At 74.1% G+C, this 18,224-nt stretch carries 16 protein-coding genes; 11 read left to right on the top strand and 5 right to left on the bottom strand.

Going from position 1 to position 18,224, the window contains the following annotated elements; translation table 11 throughout:
* Positions 1-193 precede the first annotated feature (193 nt).
* Together OG556_RS21530 and OG556_RS21525 are read right to left on the bottom strand one after the other, a co-directional pair.
* Entirely contained in the window at positions 194-1,318 is a 1,125-nt protein-coding gene (locus OG556_RS21530) for an adenylate/guanylate cyclase domain-containing protein (protein ID WP_363588075.1), read from the bottom strand.
* Between the two features lie 169 nt (positions 1,319-1,487).
* Positions 1,488-2,381: a biotin--[acetyl-CoA-carboxylase] ligase gene (locus OG556_RS21525; RefSeq protein ID WP_371518533.1), complete on the bottom strand. Its 894-nt coding sequence runs from the start codon at positions 2,379-2,381 to the stop codon at positions 1,488-1,490.
* A gap of 241 nt (positions 2,382-2,622) precedes the next feature.
* Between OG556_RS21525 and OG556_RS21520 the strand changes: the two genes are divergently transcribed.
* The 5 genes from OG556_RS21520 (at position 2,623) to OG556_RS21500 (ending at position 7,459) form a co-directional block, all read left to right on the top strand.
* Complete coding sequence (locus OG556_RS21520; protein ID WP_371518531.1) at positions 2,623-4,212, top strand: acyl-CoA carboxylase subunit beta; 1,590 nt, start codon at positions 2,623-2,625, stop codon at positions 4,210-4,212.
* Positions 4,213-4,237: 25 nt separating this feature from the next.
* A complete protein-coding gene (locus tag OG556_RS21515; RefSeq protein WP_371518530.1) occupies positions 4,238-4,459 on the top strand; it encodes an acyl-CoA carboxylase epsilon subunit in 222 nt (73 codons plus the stop codon).
* Between the two features lie 137 nt (positions 4,460-4,596).
* Positions 4,597-4,722, top strand: a complete 126-nt coding sequence (gene mmpB, locus OG556_RS21510) for a morphogenic membrane protein MmpB (RefSeq protein WP_279634918.1) — start codon at positions 4,597-4,599, stop codon at positions 4,720-4,722.
* 73 nt (positions 4,723-4,795) lie between these two features.
* A complete protein-coding gene (locus OG556_RS21505) occupies positions 4,796-5,395 on the top strand; it encodes a nucleoside triphosphate pyrophosphatase (protein ID WP_371518529.1) in 600 nt (199 codons plus the stop codon).
* Between the two features lie 288 nt (positions 5,396-5,683).
* Positions 5,684-7,459, top strand: a complete 1,776-nt coding sequence (locus OG556_RS21500) for a biotin carboxylase N-terminal domain-containing protein (protein WP_371518527.1) — start codon at positions 5,684-5,686, stop codon at positions 7,457-7,459.
* Positions 7,460-7,537: 78 nt separating this feature from the next.
* On the opposite strand, the gene OG556_RS21495 is transcribed toward OG556_RS21500, so the two are convergent.
* Together OG556_RS21495 and OG556_RS21490 are read right to left on the bottom strand one after the other, a co-directional pair.
* On the bottom strand, positions 7,538-8,494 hold the full coding sequence (locus OG556_RS21495) for a DeoR/GlpR family DNA-binding transcription regulator (RefSeq protein ID WP_371522795.1): 957 nt from the start codon (positions 8,492-8,494) through the stop codon (positions 7,538-7,540).
* Positions 8,495-8,730: 236 nt separating this feature from the next.
* Entirely contained in the window at positions 8,731-10,179 is a 1,449-nt protein-coding gene (locus OG556_RS21490; protein WP_371518526.1) for an NAD(P)H-quinone dehydrogenase, read from the bottom strand.
* A gap of 99 nt (positions 10,180-10,278) precedes the next feature.
* Between OG556_RS21490 and OG556_RS21485 the strand changes: the two genes are divergently transcribed.
* A complete protein-coding gene (locus OG556_RS21485) occupies positions 10,279-10,716 on the top strand; it encodes a gamma-glutamylcyclotransferase (protein ID WP_063349076.1) in 438 nt (145 codons plus the stop codon).
* Between the two features lie 21 nt (positions 10,717-10,737).
* Here OG556_RS21485 and OG556_RS21480 read toward each other — a convergent pair whose 3' ends face one another.
* Positions 10,738-11,718 carry a hypothetical protein gene (locus OG556_RS21480; protein WP_371518524.1) on the bottom strand — a complete coding sequence of 327 codons (981 nt, stop codon included), beginning with the start codon at positions 11,716-11,718 and terminating at the stop codon, positions 10,738-10,740.
* 246 nt (positions 11,719-11,964) lie between these two features.
* Here OG556_RS21480 and OG556_RS21475 point away from each other — a divergent pair, with 246 nt between their 5' ends.
* From OG556_RS21475 to OG556_RS21455, 5 genes are all read left to right on the top strand, one after another.
* A complete protein-coding gene (locus OG556_RS21475) occupies positions 11,965-14,205 on the top strand; it encodes a HAMP domain-containing protein (protein ID WP_371518522.1) in 2,241 nt (746 codons plus the stop codon).
* A gap of 21 nt (positions 14,206-14,226) precedes the next feature.
* Complete coding sequence (gene pgsB, locus OG556_RS21470) at positions 14,227-15,576, top strand: poly-gamma-glutamate synthase PgsB (protein ID WP_371518521.1); 1,350 nt, start codon at positions 14,227-14,229, stop codon at positions 15,574-15,576.
* On the top strand, positions 15,573-16,055 hold the full coding sequence (locus OG556_RS21465; protein WP_063349074.1) for a poly-gamma-glutamate biosynthesis protein PgsC/CapC: 483 nt from the start codon (positions 15,573-15,575) through the stop codon (positions 16,053-16,055). The genes pgsB and OG556_RS21465 overlap by 4 nt, the downstream gene beginning before the upstream one ends.
* A gap of 58 nt (positions 16,056-16,113) precedes the next feature.
* Positions 16,114-17,199: an NlpC/P60 family protein gene (locus OG556_RS21460; RefSeq protein WP_371518520.1), complete on the top strand. Its 1,086-nt coding sequence runs from the start codon at positions 16,114-16,116 to the stop codon at positions 17,197-17,199.
* Positions 17,200-17,394: 195 nt separating this feature from the next.
* Positions 17,395-18,216 carry a purine-nucleoside phosphorylase gene (locus OG556_RS21455; protein WP_350877297.1) on the top strand — a complete coding sequence of 274 codons (822 nt, stop codon included), beginning with the start codon at positions 17,395-17,397 and terminating at the stop codon, positions 18,214-18,216.
* The last annotated feature ends 8 nt before the right edge of the window (positions 18,217-18,224 follow it).

The following is an 18,224-nucleotide window of genomic DNA, read 5'->3' as shown; positions in this document are numbered from 1 at the left end:
ACGGGTTTCAACCGTTCGGCACCCCAAGCATCGGGACCGGCCCGGGGCCACGTCCTGGAAAAGGCCGGGGAAGGCCGGAAAGGCCCGGGAAAAGCCGGGAAGGGCACAGGAGAGGACCGGGAGGGGTCCGGAAGAGGCCGGGAAGGGCCCGGGAGAGGCGCGAGAAGGGCCCGGGAGGGGCGGCGGCGGAGACCTACTCCGGCTTCAGCCGCCGCGACAGCAGCCACGGCTCGACCAGCCCGAGCCCGCGCACCGGCCGGCGCCACATCGGCTGCAGGTGGAACCGGTGCCCGGCGTCCAGGCCCGGCACCGGCAGGCCCGAGGCGGGCATCCCGGCGGCGGCCGACAGCGCCTCGGCGAGGCCGGGGCCGTCCGCGTCCGGCGGGGCCACGCTGCCGTACTGCTCCAGCGCGGCGGCGAACTCGCCGTCGATCAGCACCGCGTCCTTGGGCGCGATCGAGGTGAGCCGGCTGGCCAGGTTCACGGTGGTGCCGAAGACGTCGCCCATCCGCGAGGTGACCGTGCCGAAGGCCATGCCGACCCGCAGCGCGGGGATGGTCTCGTCCTCGGCGAGGGCCTCGATCAGGCTGAGCGCGATCTCGGCGGCGGTGACCGGATCCTCGGAGACGTAGAGGATCTCGTCGCCGAGGGTCTTGATGACCCGGCCGCCCTGCCCGGCGATCAGGTCCGAACAGGTGTTCTCGAAGGTCTCGACGAGTTCGCCGAGCTCCTCCTCCTCCAGCCGCCGCGACAGCCGGGTGAAGCCGACCAGGTCGGCGAAGCCCACGGCGAGGCGGCCGCTGGTGATCTCGTTGTCCTCGGCGGCCTGGACCACCCGGCCGGTGACGGCGGCGAGCTGGCGGCGCCAGACGTACACCAGGAACTGCTCCAGCTCCGGCAGCAGCAGCTCGACCAGCGGGTAGGCGACGTCGGCGCGGGTCAGGCCGGGCTCGACGGCCTGGGTGAGGTTCTCCAGGAAGGTGTCCATCTGCCAGCCGGCCAGCCGGGCGGTGGTCTGGCCGGTGGAGCGGGCCACCTGGATCGCCATCGACTCGCTGAGCAGGCCGGACTCGACCAGGCCGGCGAGCCGGCGCAGGGCGATCACGTCGCCGTCGGTGAGGGCCCGGGACTGGCCGATGTCGGGGAAGCCCATGGCCCGCCAGAAGCGGGTCGCCAGCTCCATCGGGACGTCGGCGGCCCGCGCGGCCTGGTACGGGGTGTAGCGGCGTGGCGCGTCCAGGATCAGGCGTTCCAGTTCGAGCGCGACCGTGGGGTCGTGGGTCCCCGATGTCGCGCCGCTGCTGCCGTCCTCTGCCACCGGTCCGTCCCCGTGCGGTCGCCGCACTCGCCTCGTGTCCTGCCTGTCCGGGCGCGCCCGCCACCCGGCGGGCAGTGGCGCGCCTCACACCGCTGCCAGGTGGAATGTTCGCACGGAATCGCGTGATCCGGGGCATCAGCCCGGGTCAAGGAGAGGTGAAGAGTGCCGTTCAGCGGGGCTCGGGGCGCACGTGGACGACGTCCCCCGCGCCGACCGCCCGGCGTGCGCCGTCGGGGGTGCGGACCACCAGGCGGCCGTCGCCGTCGATCGCCACCGCCTCGCCGACCAGCTCCCGGTCGCCCGGCAGGTGCACCTTCACCTGGCGGCCGAGCGTGGTGCAGCGGTCCGCGTAGGCGCGGAGCAGCTCGCTGGTGTGCGGGTCGCCGGCGGCGGCCGTCCAGGTGCGGTACAGCCCGGCGAACTCGCGCAGCAGCGCGCGCAGCAGGGTGGACCGGTCGGTGACCTCGGCGCCGGCCAGCGCGAGCGAGGCGGCGGTGGGGACGGGCAGTTCGGACTCGCGCAGCGAGACGTTGATGCCGAGGCCGGCGACCACGGCGCCGCCGCTCAGCTCGGTGAGGATGCCGCCGAGCTTGCGCTCGGCGCCGTCGATCTCCACCTGGAGGTCGTTGGGCCACTTCAGCCCGACCTCGACCCCGGCGACCCGGCTCAGCGTGCTGGCGGTGGCCACCCCGACCAGGATCGGCAGCCAGCCGTAGCGTTCGACCGGCACCTCCTCGGGGCGCAGCAGGACGGACAGGAACAGCCCGGAGCGGGCCGGGGCGCTCCACTGGCGCTCCAGCCGGCCGCGCCCGGAGTTCTGCAGCTCGGCGACCAGCACCGCGCCCTGCGGGGCGCCGGCCAGGGCGCGGGCGGCGAGGTCGTTGTTGGTGGATCCGGTCGCGGCGACGACGTCCACCGAGGTCCAGAGCCCGTCCGGGACCAGCAGGTCGCGGCGCAGCGCCGCCTCGTCCAGCGGCGGGCGGTCCAGGTCGGTCCACGGCGACGGCCCGGCGTGGCCGAAACCGCGCAGTCCACTGCGGCGGGGGGAGTCGGGTGCGGTCATGGTCCAGAACACTAGGGCGTCCACGGGCGCGTGGGGCGTAGGCCGCCCCATCGTCCCTCAGAACGAGCGTTGACACACTGTGTTGATGGCCATAACGCCAGGACATGACGTCCGGGCCCGTGCGCTGGCTACGCTACCCAACGGTAGTTCGCAGCGCCGCCCTGCCCTCATGCGCGGGCCCCCACTCCGGCCCGCGCGCACTCGAACAGGTCGCGGCCCATGGATCAGGGAGAGCCACCGGATGACCGAGGCGCCGTACGACCCCCACACCACCGCCGGAAAGCTCGCCGACCTGCGGCGCAGGCTCGACGAGGCGGTGCACTCCGGCTCCGCCGCGGCCGTGGAGAAGCAGCACGCCAAGGGCAAGCTGACGGCCCGCGAGCGGGTCGCGGAGCTGCTGGACGAGGACTCGTTCGTCGAGTTCGACGAGTTCGCCCGGCACCGCTCGACGAACTTCGGGCAGGAGCGGAACCGCCCGTACGGCGACGGCGTGGTGACCGGCTACGGCACCGTGGACGGCCGCCAGGTCGCCGTCTTCGCCCAGGACTTCACCGTGTTCGGCGGCTCCCTGGGCGAGGTGTTCGGCGAGAAGATCGTCAAGGTGATGGACTTCGCGCTGAAGACCGGCTGCCCGGTCATCGGCATCAACGACTCCGGCGGCGCCCGGATCCAGGAGGGCGTGGTCTCGCTCGGCCTGTACGGCGAGATCTTCCGCCGCAACGTGCACGCCTCGGGCGTGATCCCGCAGATCTCGCTGATCATGGGCCCCTGCGCGGGCGGCGCGGTGTACTCCCCCGCGATCACCGACTTCGTGGTGATGGCCGACCGGACCTCGCACATGTTCATCACCGGCCCGGACGTGATCAAGACCGTGACCGGCGAGGACGTCGGCATGGAGGAGCTGGGCGGCGCCCGCACCCACAACAGCAAGTCCGGCAACGCGCACTACCTGGCCACCGACGAGAAGGAGGCCGTCGAGTACGTCAAGAGCCTGCTCTCGTACCTGCCCTCCAACAACCTGTCGGACCCGCCGTCCTACCCCGAGCAGGCGGACCTCACCGTCACCGACGAGGACCTCGAACTCGACGCCATCGTGCCGGACTCGGCGAACCAGCCGTACGACATGCGCAAGGTGATCGAGCACATCGTCGACGACGGCGAGTTCCTGGAGACCCAGCCGCTGTACGCGGGCAACATCATCACCGGCTTCGGCCGGGTCGAGGGCCAGTCCGTCGGCATCGTCGGCAACCAGCCGATGGACCTGGCCGGCTGCCTGGACATCAACGCCAGCGAGAAGGCCGCCCGCTTCATCCGGACCTGCGACTCCTTCAACATCCCGGTGCTGACCTTCGTCGACGTGCCCGGCTTCCTGCCCGGCACCGAGCAGGAGTGGGACGGCATCATCCGCCGCGGCGCCAAGCTGATCTACGCCTACGCCGAGGCGACCGTCCCGCTGATCACCGTGATCACCCGCAAGGCCTTCGGCGGCGCGTACGACGTCATGGGCTCCAAGCACCTGGGCGCCGACCTCAACCTGGCCTGGCCGACCGCGCAGATCGCGGTGATGGGCGCGCAGGGCGCGGTCAACATCCTGCACCGGCGGGAGATCGCCGAGGCCGCGGCGGAGGGCGGCGCCGAGCAGAAGCGGGCCGAGCTGATCGCCTCGTACGAGGACACCCTGCTGAACCCGTACCTGGCGGCCGAGCGCGGCTACGTGGACGCGGTGATCCCGCCGAGCGAGACCCGCCGGCACATCGTCCGGGGTCTGCGGGCGCTGCGCGGCAAGCGCGAGGTGCTGCCGCCGAAGAAGCACGGCAACATCCCCCTGTAGGCCCCCGTCGGGAGAGAATTGAGCCATGGCCCCGATCCACGTGCTGCACGGGCAGCCGACCCCCGAGGAGCTCGCCGCCGTCCTGGCGGTGGTCCAGGCCCGGGCCGCCGCCGCGCAGGCCGCCGCCGAGGCGGCACGCCTGGCCGGTGCCGGCCCGGCCGCCCCCTGGAACGACCGCTCCCGCCTGTTCCGCCAGGCCGTCCACCCGGGCGTCAACGCCTGGCGGACGTCCGGCTGGGCGAGCTGAACCGCCGGGTGCGGAGCGGGAAGTCGGCCCGTCCGGCTTCCCGCTCCGCACCCGTTCGGGCCCGTCCGCCCGGATTGCCCGAAAGCTGAGTACGGATACTCAGGCGCCCGGGGCCGGGCGCGGCGCACCCTGGACGTGTGCTCTGGTCAGACCCCCGTGACGAGCCCTCCCCGGAGGCCCGCCGGATGATGGAGCGGCTGCACCGGGCGGGCCGGGTGCTCGCCGCCCTCGCGATGGTGGCCGCCGTCCTCCTCCTGCTGTGACCGCCGTTCACCCGACCGCGGCGACCGCCGTTCATCCGAACGGCGGACACCGGCACCCCCTACCCTGAGGGGCATGACCGACCAGCGCATCCTCGTCCTCGCTTCCGCCTCCCCCGCCCGCCTCGGGCTGCTGCGCCAGGCGGGCCTCGACCCGCGCGTGGTGGTCAGCGGCGTCGACGAGGACGCGATCAGCGCCGCCACCCCGGCCGAACTCGCCCTGGTGCTGGCCGAGGCCAAGGCGAAGGCGGTCGCCGCCGCACTGACCGGCGGCGAGCTGGTGATCGGCTGCGACTCCGTCCTGGAGCTGGACGGCCAGGCCCTCGGCAAGCCCGCCGACGCCACCGAGGTGCTCGCCCGCTGGCAGTCGATGCGCGGCCGCGCCGGGGTGCTGCGCACCGGCCACTGCGTGATCGACACCACGACCGGCCGGCAGTCCTCGGCGACCGCGTCCACCACCGTCCGCTTCGGCACTCCGGACGACGCCGAGATCGCCGCCTACGTGGCCTCCGGCGAGCCCCTGCACGTCGCCGGGGCGTTCACCCTGGACGGGCGCTCGGCGCCGTTCATCGAGGGCATCGACGGCGACCCGGGCAACGTCATCGGCCTCTCGCTGCCGCTGCTGCGCGCCCTGCTCGCCGACCTGGACGTCCGGCTGGTCGACCTCTGGGCCTGACGGCCGGGCCCGCGGGAGCGCGGCGGCCCGCCGCCCGTTCCACCGCCCTTCGAGCCCGCCGCGCGAGAGTGTGTCCGATGCCACCGGGGCACCGAACGGCGCCCGGTCACCCGCTGTGGATCCGGCCGGTTCGACCGCACCGGCCGCGACCTGCGGCGTCACCGAACAGGCGGTCGACGGGCCCTCGAAATTCATCACCGTCCGTGTGGGATAGTTCACAACCTGGGGCTACTCGCCGGTACCGCCCAGGAATCCATAAACTCGACCAGGTTCAAGAAGGGAGCCACAGTGCGCAAGGTGCTCATCGCCAACCGCGGGGAAATCGCCGTCCGCGTCGCCCGGGCCTGCTCGGACGCCGGTATCGCCAGCGTCGCCGTCTACGCCGAGCCGGACCGGGATGCGCTGCACGTCCGCGCGGCCGACGAGGCTTACGCGCTGGGTGGAGACACCCCCGGCACCAGTTACCTGGACATCGCCAAGGTCCTGAAGGCCGCAGCGGACTCCGGGGCCGACGCCATCCACCCCGGCTACGGGTTCCTGTCGGAGAACGCCGACTTCGCCCAGGCCGTCCTCGACGCGGGCCTGACCTGGATCGGCCCGCCCCCGCAGGCCATCCGCGACCTCGGTGACAAGGTCACCGCCCGGCACGTGGCGCAGCGCGCCGGCGCGCCGCTGGTCGCCGGCACCCCGGACCCGGTCTCGGGTGCCGACGAGGTCGTCGTGTTCGCCCGGGAGCACGGCCTTCCGGTCGCCATCAAGGCGGCCTTCGGCGGCGGCGGCCGCGGCCTCAAGGTCGCCCGCACGCTGGAGGAGATCCCGGAGCTGTACGACTCCGCGGTGCGCGAGGCCGTCGCCGCCTTCGGCCGCGGCGAGTGCTTCGTCGAGCGCTACCTGGACAACCCGCGGCACGTGGAGACCCAGTGCCTCGCGGACAAGCACGGCAACGTGGTGGTCGTCTCCACCCGTGACTGCTCGCTCCAGCGCCGGCACCAGAAGCTGGTCGAGGAGGCGCCCGCGCCGTTCCTGACCGCCGAGCAGAACGCCGAGCTGTACCGGGCGTCCAAGGCCATCCTGAAGGAGGCCGGCTACGAGGGCGCCGGAACCTGCGAGTTCCTGGTGGCGCTGGACGGCACGATCTCCTTCCTGGAGGTCAACACCCGGCTGCAGGTCGAGCACCCGGTCACCGAGGAGGTCACCGGACTCGACCTGGTCCGCGAGATGTTCCGGATCGCCGACGGCGAGGAACTGGGCTACGGCGACCCCGAGGTGCGCGGCCACTCGTTCGAGTTCCGCATCAACGGCGAGGACCCGGGCCGGGGCTTCCTGCCCGCGCCCGGCACCGTGACGCTGTTCGCGCCGCCGTCCGGCCCGGGCGTCCGGCTGGACTCCGGCGTGGAGACCGGCTCGGTCATCGGCCCGGCCTGGGACTCCCTGCTGGCCAAGCTGATCGTCTCCGGCCGGGACCGCAAGCAGGCCCTGGAGCGGGCCCGCCGCGCGCTGAACGAGTTCAAGGTGGAGGGCATGGCCACCGCCATCCCGTTCCACCAGGCGGTCGTCACCGACCCGGCGTTCGCGCCCGAGGTGCACGGCGGCGAGGGCCCGTTCACGATCTACACCCGGTGGATCGAGACCGAGTTCGACAACACCATCCCGCCGTTCGCGGGCGCGGCCGGCGACGGCGAGGAGGCCGAGGGCCGCGAGACCGTCGTGGTCGAGGTCGGCGGCAAGCGGATCGAGGTCTCGCTGCCGTCCTCGCTGGGCGTCTCGGCGGCCCCGGCGGCCGGTGCCGCGGGTGCCGCGAAGGCCAAGCGCCGGGTGGGCGCCAAGAAGGCCGGTTCGGCCGTCAGCGGTGACACCCTGGCCTCGCCGATGCAGGGCACCATCGTCAAGGTCGCCGTCGAGGAGGGCCAGGTCGTCGCCGAGGGCGAGCTGATCGTGGTCCTGGAGGCGATGAAGATGGAGCAGCCGCTGAACGCGCACAAGGCGGGCACCGTCGTCGGCCTCAAGGCCGAGGTGGGCGCGAGCGTCAGCAGCGGCGCCGCGCTGTGCGAGATCAAGGACTGACACGCTCCCTGGAGCGCCGGCCGGCCCGTACCCCCTCGGGGGTGCGGGCCGGCCGCGTTCGCGCGGCCGTACGGGCCCTCAGCGCCCGCGCTGGAGGCCCAGCTCGGCCAGCCGGGCCGGCATGCCGCCCGGCCCGACCGGACCGCCGTGCGCGCCCGGCCGGCGCTGGCCGGGCAGCGGGGCGCCGCCGGGGGGCGGGGCGGGGCGGCGCGCCAGCGGGCCGGGCTGGGTCTGGTGGACGGGCCCGCTGCCGGTGCCGTGCACCGGGGCGTCCCCGGTGGGGGCGGCGCCGAGCGGCGCCAGGTCGATCTGCACCCCGCAGTCGGCGATCGCGTCGAGTTCCCGGGCGGTGCCGTCGTCGGCGGTCGCCTGCTCGTCCGTGACCAGCCGGGTGATGTTCTCGGTGGGCACCGTCTGGAACATGGAGTCCGCGCCGAGCTTGGTGTGGTCGGCGAGGACGATGACCTCGTTGGCCGACTGCACCAGCGCCCGGTCCACGCTCGCGGACAGCATGTTGGCGGTGGACAGGCCCCGCTCCGCGGTCAGCCCGCTGCCGGAGATGAAGGCCTTGGAGACCCTCAGCCCGTGCAGGGACTGCTCGGCACCGCTGCCGACCAGCGCGTAGTTGGAACCCCGCAGGGTGCCGCCGGTCATCACCACCTCCACCCGGTTGGCGTGCGCCAGCGCCTGGGCGACCAGCAGCGAGTTGGTGACCACGGTGAGGCCGGGCACCCTGGCCAGCCTGCGGGCCAGCTCCTGGGTGGTGGTGCCGGCACCGACCACCACCGCGTCCCCCTCCTCCACCAGGCCGGCGGCGAGGTCCGCGATGGCGCTCTTCTCCGCCGCGGAGAGGTGGGTCTTCTGCGGGTAGCCGGGTTCGCGGCTGAAGCCGCCGGGGAGCACCGCGCCGCCGTGCCGGCGGTCGAGGAGCCCTTCTGCCTCCAGGGCCCGTACGTCGCGGCGCACGGTCACTTCGGAGGTCTGGACGACGCGGGCCAACTCCCGGAGCGAGACCGCTCCGTTGGCGCGCACCATTTCGAGGATCAACTGGCGACGTTCTGCTGCAAACACAGAACCGACGGTAACGTGCGTGACCGTCTGCTTTCAGGCGTTTGCAGCTAGTAGCTGGAATTGCTCACGCAAGAGCGGCGCGTGACCGTACAATACGCGCCGTCAGCAGCCCGGGACCGCGCCCGCCGTCCGGGTGACGATCACTCCTGCGCGAAGGGCGGCCACCGATCGGCAGCCGCCCTCAACTGTGCGCCGGAGGTTCAGGATTCGCCCTCGACCCGCTTGCGGATGTGCAGCTGCCGGGCGGCCTCGGCGGTCGAGCCGGAGACCGACGGGTAGACGGTGAAGGCGCTGGCCACCTGTTCGACGGTCAGATTGGCGTCCACCGCGAGCGCGATCGGGTGGATGAGCTCGCTGGCCCGCGGGGCGACGACCACGCCGCCCACCACGATGCCGGTGCCCGGGCGGCAGAACAGCTTCACGAAGCCGTCCCGGATGCCCTGCATCTTCGCCCGCGGGTTGCCGCGCAGCGGCAGCTTGACCACGACCGCGTCCATCTTGCCGCACTCCACGTCGGCCGCGGTGTAGCCGACGGTGGCGATCTCCGGGTCGGTGAAGACGTTGGAGGCGACGGTCTTCAGGTTCAGCGGCTGCACCGCGTCGCCGAGCGCGTGGTACATCGCGATCCGGCCCTGCATGGCCGCCACCGAGGCGAGCATGAAGACGCCGGTGCAGTCGCCGGCCGCGTAGACGCCCGGGGCGCTGGTGCGGGAGACCCGGTCGACCTGGATCTGGCCCCAGTCGTTGAGCTTGACCCCGGCCTCCTCCAGGCCCATCTCCGCGGTGTTGGGGATCGAGCCGACCGCCATCAGGCAGTGCGAGCCCTCGATCACCTTGCCGTCGGCGAGGGCCACCTCGACCCGGTCGCCGATCCGCTTGACGCTCTCGGCGCGCGAGCGGCCCATCACGTTCATGCCGCGGCGGCGGAAGACGTCCTCCAGCACCTCGGCGGCGTCCGGGTCCTCGCCCGGCAGCACCCGGTCACGGCTGGAGACCAGGGTGACCTTGGAGCCGAGCGCCTGGTAGGCACCCGCGAACTCGGCGCCGGTCACGCCGGAGCCGACCACGATCAGCTCGCGGGGCAGCTCCTCCAGGTCGTACACCTGGGTCCAGGTGAGGATCCGCTCGCCGTCCGGCTGGGCGTCCGGCAGCTCGCGGGGGTGGGCGCCGGTGGCGATCAGCACCGCGTCGGCGCGCAGCGACTGGACGGTGCCGTCCGGCGCGTCCACCAGCACCTCGCGGGAGCCGTCCACCGCCTGCCCGCCGCCGCCGAGCCGGCCGCGGCCGCGCAGCACGGTGACCCCGGCCCGGGTGACCGACTGGGTGATGTCGTGGGACTGCGCGATCGCCAGTCGCTTCACACGGCGGTTGACCTTGCCCAGGTCCACGCCGATGACCTTGGCCGCGTCCGCGGCCTCGTCCTGCGCGACGGTGATGCCCAGCTCCTCGTACGAGCTGTCGAAGGTGGTCATCACCTCCGCGGTCGCGATCAGGGTCTTCGACGGCACGCAGTCGGTGAGCACCGCCGATCCGCCCAGACCGTCGCGGTCGACGACGGTCACCTCCGCGCCGAGCTGCGCGGCCACCAGCGCAGCCTCGTAGCCGCCGGGTCCGCCACCGATGATCACGATCCGAGTCACGTGCACCATTGTCCCGCACGCCGGGAGCGCCGCCACGCCGGGGTCCGGGCTTCTGTGCGATCGCCCAGTCGCCACGGACCGTCCATCGGCCGGGCTAGTCTTCCCCCCATGCCCCTTTACGCCGCGTATGCCACCAACCTCGATGCACGGCAGATGACCCGCCGCGCCCCGCACTCACCCCTGCGCGGCACCGGGTGGCTGGACGGCTGGCGGCTCACCTTCGGCGGTGAACAGCTCGGCTGGGAGGGCTCGTTGGCCACCGTCGTCGAGGACGGCAAGGACCAGGTCTTCGTCTCGCTGTACGACGTCGCGCCGATGGACGAGGAGGGCCTGGACCGCTGGGAGGGCGTCCAGCTCGGCATCTACCGCAAGATCAAACTGCGTGCGCAGACCCTGGACGGCGACACCCCGGTCTGGACGTACGTGCTCAACGACTACGAGGGCGGCCTGCCCGCGGCCCGCTACCTCGGCCTGGTCGCCGACGCCGCGGAGAGCGCCGGCGCCCCGCACGACTACGTGATGGACCTGCGCCGCCGCCCCTGCTAGCCCCTTGGCCCCGCGGGCCCGCTAGCCCTGGCCCGCAGCCCAGCCGCGGGCCGTCTGCGCCAGCACCCCGGCCACCACCGCGCGGCGGGCCGGCTCGGTGCGCAGCCCGTTGCCCAGCTCGACGTGCAGCCACGGCACGCCGAGCCCGGCCGCGAACCGGCCCTCGACGTTGGTGGTGCCCCCGAGCTGCCCGCACTTCTCCCGCCAGGCCCGGCAGGCCGCGTACCCGGCCCGGCCCAGCCCGGCGGCGGTCAGCTCGGCGGCCGGGCCCGGCTGGCCGGCGCCGCTGGAGACCACCGCGTCCTGCCCGGGCAGGCTGCCCTCGTCGAAGCCGTGCACCTGGATGCCGGGCAGGCCGCGCCCGGTGAGCGCCTCGACCACCGCCGCGAAGACCGTGTCGGCGCGGTGCGCGACGTCCGAGGCGCCGTCCGCCCCGGCCCGGCGGTGCGCCCCGGCGAGCACCAGCACCCCGCCCGGCTCGGCCCGGAAGAGGTCCACCCCGAGCGCCTCGGTGCGGGCGTCCGAGACCGGGTGGGGCACCTGCACGGACCAGCCCGCCCGGGCCGAGAGGTCCAGGTAGACCCGGCCCCAGCCGCGGCCCCCGGCGTCCGCGCCGTCGGCGATCTCCGCCACCCGGCGGCCGGTCGCCGCCTCGGTGAACTCGGTGAGCCGGTAGCCGACCCGCGCCAGCGAGCGCCCGGCCTGCTCGGCCTGCCCGTCCAGCGCGCCGAGCACGCCGTCGGCGATCGCCCGGCGCTGCCCGGCGTCCGGCACGGTGTACGGGCCGCCCGGGGTGAACCCGGCGGTGTACCCGTCGACCAGGGCCGCCAGGTCCACCGGGGCGGGCCCGGTCGGTCCGCTCCGGCCCGCCGCAGTGCCCGCCGCCGACGGCCGCCCGTCGGATCCGCGCACGGCCAGCGTCAGCACCGCCGCGAGCGCCGCCAGCACCAGCAGCACCGCTGCCGCCAGCGGCAACGGGCGTCGCGAACCCCGAGTCTCCATGGCCGTCGAACCTACCGTGCCGCCCGCCGGGGGCCGCCGGGGGCCGCCGGGAGCCGTGCACCACGCCCGGTTCGCGGAAAGAGATCCCGAAGCGGCACCCGATCGACACCGGAACGTGACAACTTTTCGAAATCTCCTTCGTACGCTGTTCCGGCTTGACCAATTCTTGATCAGCGCTTGACCGACGAGAAGGCCGGCGGACCTCCCGGGGACAGGTGCGCCGAGCCCCGAGAAGAACGAGGCCCCGTGAGCACGGCACCCAACCCGCCGCGGCAGCACCGCTATCGCCGCCGGGCCGACATGCCGCTGCTGGGAGGCATCCGCCCGCCCATCGCGCTGCTGCTGGTGCTGCTGCTCGCCGTCGCCGCCATCACCGCGCTCGCCGTCGGCGGGCTGCGCGTCGACGACACCCCGCAGGCCGTCCGGGAGTCCCACCAGTACGCCGCCCAGGACACCGCGGCCTCGCTGCGCGCCGGGCTGCACGAGAGCGCCACCGACCTGCGCCGGGCCGCCGCCCGCTACGACGCCGCGCCCGCCGAGCCGGCCGCGGTGCTGTCCGCGCTCGGCCAGGCGTACCACAAGTGGCGCGGCACGGCGGTGGTCCGCCCCGACACCGGCCGGCTGCTCGCCGCCCGCGGCGAGACGGTGCCGCTGGCCGGCCTCGACCTCAGCCGGGTCACCGACACCGCGCCCGCGCCCGTCCTGGTGCCCTCCACCACCGGCACCCGGCTGCTCACCTTCGCCCTGGTCGCCACCAAGGCCGACGGCCGCGCCCTGCTGGTCGCCTCCGACAACCTGCGGCTGCCCGGCATCGCGACCCGCAAGGAGCAGACCATCCAGGTCCTCGACGCCGCCGGCGCCGTCCTGGACAGCACCGGCGCCGAACTCGGCGCCGAGGCCGACCGCGCCGTGGTCGCCGGTGCCCGGGAGCGCGCCGCCCGCGAACGCCCGGCCCCCGGCGGGACGGCCGCCGGCAGCCTGTCCGGCAGCCCGGACGCCAAGGGCGTGCGCCGGGTCGCCGGCTACGCCGCCGTCGGCACCGCGGGCGGGCACGACCTGGCCGCCCCGCTCGGCCTGACCGTGGTCTCCACCAGCACCGTCGACGGCAAGCCCGGCAGCCTGCGCCACCCCGCGCTCGGCCTGGCCGCCGCCGGCGCGCTGCTCGCCCTGGCCCTGCTGCTCGCGTGGTACCTGAGCCGCAGCCTCCAGCGGCCGCTGCTGCGGCTGTTCCTGGAGTCCCGCCGGCTCACCCGCGGCGAACGGCTCGACGTACCGGTCCGCGGCCCGAAACGGAGGGAGGCCGGCCGGATCGCCCGCGCCCTGGAGGAGCTGCGGCTGCAACTCCTCGACCCGGCCCGCCCGCCGGCCCCCGCCGCGCCGAAGCGCCGCCCCGGCACCGCGCTGCCGCTGGCGCTGTGCGCCGTCCTGGTGCTCGGCTGGTCCGGCCCGCTGCTGTTCCTGGGCGGCAACGACCCGACCGTACGGGTCCCCACCCAGGTGGTGGCGGGCCAGCGCGACCGCACCGACACCGCCGCCGACCGGATCCGCCAGGCACTCAACGAGGGCTACGCGGACCTGCGTTCGCTCGCCCCCGAACTCGCCGGCGCCTCCGTCGGCAAGGCCGACGCCCTGCTGCGCGCCACCCTCGCCGAGCACGACCGCTACCGCGCGCTGTACGTCCTCGGCGCGAACGGCGAGGTCCTCGCGCGCGCCGGCGACACCCCGCACCGCACCGGCCCGCAGGCCCTCGGCGCGAGCGGCGTGCTGCTGCTCAACAGTTCCGGCCGGGAGCCCCGGATCGCCGCCCGCGCGGCCCTCACCGCCGCCCCCGCCGACGCGGAGGCGGAGGGTGCCGCCGAGCCGCCGGGGCCCGTGCTGATCGGCGAGTTCAAGACGGACTTCCTCAGCGGGCTGCTGGTCCGCCCCGGCCTCGGCCGGGTCTGGCTGGTCGACGACCGGCAGCGGGTGCTCGCCGCCAACGAGGGCTACAGCTCCTTCGGCGAGCTGCCCGAGGGCCGCGCCAGGGCCCTGCTGGCCCAGGCGAAGAAGTCGGCCGCCGCCGAGGTGCTGCGCGGCGGCGGCGACCCGGCGCTGTTCGCCGCCGCCCCGCTCGGCGGCAACGGCAGCGTGGCCAAGCTGGGCTGGTCGGTGGTCACCGCCCACCCGGTGGCGTGGCTGCACCTGGACGAGAACCGGGCCGACCGGCGGACCGTGCTGGCCGGCATGCTCGGCCTGGCCGCGGCCGCGCTCTGCCTCGGCTGGCTGTTCATCGCGGTCGGCCTGCCGCTGCGCCGGCTCGCGGCGAGCGCCGAGGCGCTGGCCGCCGGGGACCGCCGGACGGTGCTCTACCCCGTCCACCACGACGAGGTCGGCGCCGTCGCCCGGAGCCTGGAGCTGATCCGCCAGGAACTGGTCCGCCAGGAGCCGGCCCGCCCCCGCCGCACCGCCGCCCCCGAGTCCGCCCCCGTGCCCGCGCACGCCCGCTGAGCCCCGCCCGAAGGACCTCCCGTGCTCTTCCTCTACGTCGTGCTGCTGGTGTGCTGCGCCGTGCTGCTGGTGGCCGGCATCGTCGAGCAGCGCCGGCACTTCGCCGCGCTGGAACAGATCCCGACCCGGGTGCTGGTCAACGGCATCCGCGGCAAGAGCTCGATCACCCGGCTCTGCGCGGGCGCGCTGCGCGGCGGCGGCCTGGTGACGGTCGCCAAGACCACCGGCACGGCGGCCCGGTTCATCCACCCGGACGCCACCGAGGAGCCGGTCTACCGCAAGTTCGGCATCGCCAACGTGGTCGAGCAGATCGGCATCGTCCGCCGCGCCGCCACCTACCGGCCGGACGCCCTGGTGATCGAGTGCATGGCCGTCATGCCGGCGCTCCAGGAGGTCAACCAGACCAAGCTGATCCGCTCCACCATCGGCGTGCTGTGCAACGTCCGCGAGGACCACCTCGCCGAGATGGGCCCGACCCTGGACGACGTCGCCCGCTCGCTGTCCCGCTCGATGCCGGTCGGCGGGGTGTGCGTCACCGCCGAGCAGGAGCGCGCGCACATCCTGCGCGCGGAGGCGGCCCGGCGCGACTGCGAACTGATCGTGGTGGACCCGGAGTCGGTCACCGACGAGGAGCTGCGCGGGTTCAGCTGGTTCACCTTCAAGGAGAACGTGGCGATCGCCCTGGCCGTCGCCGAACTCCTCGGCGTGGAGCGGCGGACCGCGCTGCGCGGCATGTGGGCGGCCCCGCCGGACCCGGGCGTGCTGTCGGTCGAGCGCTACCGCACCGAGGACGGCAAGCGGCTGCGCTTCGCCAACGTCTTCGCCGCCAACGACCCCGAGTCCACGCTGATGAACGTCCGCCAGCTGGAGGGCCTGGGCGCGATCCACCGCCCGCTCAACGTGGTGATCAACTGCCGCCCGGACCGGGTGGAGCGCAACGGCCAGATGGGCCAGATCGTGCCCGACCTCGACCCGGACGCCGTGTTCCTGATCGGCCACCCCACCAGGAGCGCCCGGGACGGCATCCCGGCCGGGTGGTCCGGCCGGGTGGTCGACCTCGGCGGCGACAAGCGCGACCCGGCCCGGCTCACCGCCGACCTGCTGGCCGAACTCGGGCCGGACTCCTCGCTGGTGGCCGTCGGCAACATCCACGGCCAGGGCGAACTGTTCCTGGAGGAGCTGGCCCGGCTCGCCCCCGACGAGGCCCCGGACGCGCCCGACGCCCCCGAACTCCCGTACCACGAGCCCGAACCGCTCTACCCCGAGCCGGTCTACGACTCCGCGTACCGGCCCGTCCACCACCCCGAACCGCTCCCCGACTCCTGGTTCGAGCCCCACCACCACACCCCCCACCACGGAGACCAGCAGTGATCCCCACCGAGCTCACCCCCGAGATCGCCGCCATCGGCATCGCGCTCGGCCTGGTCTTCTCGCTCGTCTGCTACCTGACCACCAACCTCTCCCCCGGCGGCATGATCACCCCCGGCTGGCTGGCCCTCACCCTGGTCGAGGACCTCCAGCGGGTGGCCATCGTGATCGGCGTGACGGTGCTGACCTACCTCGCCACCCGGGTCGTCCAGAAGCTGGTGATCCTGTACGGCAAGCGGCTGTTCGCCGCCGTGGTGCTGATCGGCGTGCTGCTGCAGGCCACCGTGATGCTGGTCCTCCAGCGCGAACTGCCCACCCTGTACGCCAACCAGACGCTCGGGTTCATCGTCCCCGGCCTGATCGCCTACCAGCTGGTCCGCCAGCCCCGGGCGGCCACCCTGATGGCCACCAGCACGGTGACGCTCGCCAACTACGTGGTGCTCACCGCCGGCGTCCTGCTCGGCGCCCTGCCCGGCACCTGATCCCCCCGTTCAGGAACCCCCGCCCGGAATCCCCGCAGGAACCCCCAGGAAGACCCCGATGCCCGTCACCCGAAAGTCCCTGCTCAGCGGCGGCCTCGCCGTGGCCCTGCTGGCCGCCAGCGGCTACCTCACCGTCCAGCTGCGCGACCGCGGCCACGACCGGCCGTCGGACCAGGGCGGCGGCGCACCGCTGATCACCACCACCGCCGTGCCCGGCCCCGCCCAGGGCACCGCCGCCGAGTACCGCTACGAGCGGCTGGGCGGACCCGACCGCACGGTGGTCCGGGACGCCCGCGGCGGCGTGGTCGCCACCCTGACCGACAGCGCCCGCACCGCCGTCCTGGCCGGCTCGAGCCGCACCTTCGCCGAGCCGGGCACCACCACGGCCACCGTGGTGACCGACACCTGGGTCCGGCTGATGCCGCAGCCGTGGCGGCCGGGCGCCGAGCAGGAGGGCTGGTTCCGCACCTGGTTCCAGCAGTCGCTCGGCTCCACCGCGGACGACGTGCTGGCGGTGGCCACCCAGTACCTGGCCGGCGCGGCGCCGGAGAAGGACGCCAAGGGCGTGCGGTTCAAGGGCGACGCCTCCTTCGGCCCGCTCAACCCGAACGGTTCGGTGGGCAACGACCTGCGGCTGGAGCAGACCGACTTCCTCGACTACCTCGGCGTTCCGTACACGTTCGCCGACAAGGTGGCCAAGCAGCCGGACAGGACGCGGTACGGCGCCTTCGACTGCTCCGGGTACGTCCGGATGGTCTACGGCTACCGCTCCGGCTACCCGCTGCTCTCCAAGGACGTGGCCGGCCCCGGCCTGCCGCGCAGCGCCAACGGCCTGGCCCGGGTCGGCCCGGGCGTCCCGGTGCTGCCGCTGACCACCGCGCCGGGCTCCGACACCACCCTGCGACCGGCCTCGATCGACCCGCTCCAGCCCGGCGACCTGGTGTTCTTCGAGATCGACGCCCGCACCGGCGCCCGGCTCGACCACACCGGCATCTACCTGGGCCTGGACACCGACGGCCACCCCCGGTACATCTCCAGCCGGGAGGAGGCGGACGGCCCGACCTTCGGCGACAAGGGCGGCACCGCGCGACTGGACGACAACGGCCTGTACGCGAAGGGGCTGCGCAGCGCGAAACGGCTCTGAACCGGGGCCCGGCGCCCGGCCCGCACCGCCTGCGGGCCGGGCGCGCGCCGACCTCGCACCGATTTGTACGTACCGACGAGCGGCGTCACCCGAAAAGCGCCACCGAGCTGTGCTTTCGGGTCAACCGGGTAACGATCCGGCATGCCGCGCCGGATTTTCTACGCGCGTAGCCGAAACCCGTCTATCCTCGGAGCCGTGAACGCATCTCCTCAGTCGGTCGTCTCCGCCGACCCCTACGCCGCCGCCCAGGCCGCCGCCGAGCGCCTGCGCGAGCTGACCGGTGCCGAGCGGCACGACGTCGCCCTGGTGATGGGCTCCGGCTGGGTGCCGGCCGCCGACGCCCTGGGCGAGACCGTGGCCGAGTTCCCGGTCACCGAGCTCCCGGGCTTCCCCGCCCCCGCCGTCGCCGGCCACGCCGGCACGATCCGCTCGGTGAAGATCGGCGACAAGCGCGCCCTGATCTTCCTCGGCCGCAACCACTACTACGAGGGCCACGGCGTGGCCACCGTCGTCCACGGCGTGCGCACCGCCGCCGCGGCCGGCTGCGGCATCATCGTGCTGACCAACGGCTGCGGCGGTCTGCGCGAGGGCTGGGTCCCCGGCCAGCCGGTCCTGATCAGCGACCACATCAACCTGACCGCGGACTCCCCGATCGTCGGCGCCAACTTCGTCGACCTCACCGACCTGTACTCCAAGCGCCTGCGCGCGCTCTGCCGCGAGGTCGACCCGAGCCTGGACGAGGCCGTCTACGTCCAGTTCCGCGGCCCGCACTACGAGACCCCGGCCGAGGTCAACATGGCCCGGGTGATCGGTGGCGAGCTGGTCGGCATGTCCACCACCCTGGAGGCCATCGCCGCCCGCGAGGCCGGCTCCGAGGTGCTCGGCATCTCGCTGGTCACCAACCTGGCCGCCGGCATCACCGGCGAGCCGCTCAACCACGCCGAGGTGCTGGAGGCCGGCAAGGCCTCCGCCGAGCGCATGGGCGAGCTGCTCGCGAAGGTCCTTGAGCGGATCTGACGCCCGGC

The organism is Kitasatospora sp. NBC_01300 (assembly GCF_041435235.1).
In the GTDB taxonomy this organism is placed as follows: domain Bacteria; phylum Actinomycetota; class Actinomycetes; order Streptomycetales; family Streptomycetaceae; genus Kitasatospora.
The sequence above is the reverse complement of the archived record's forward strand: the minus strand, read 5'-3'. Positions and strand labels throughout refer to the sequence as shown.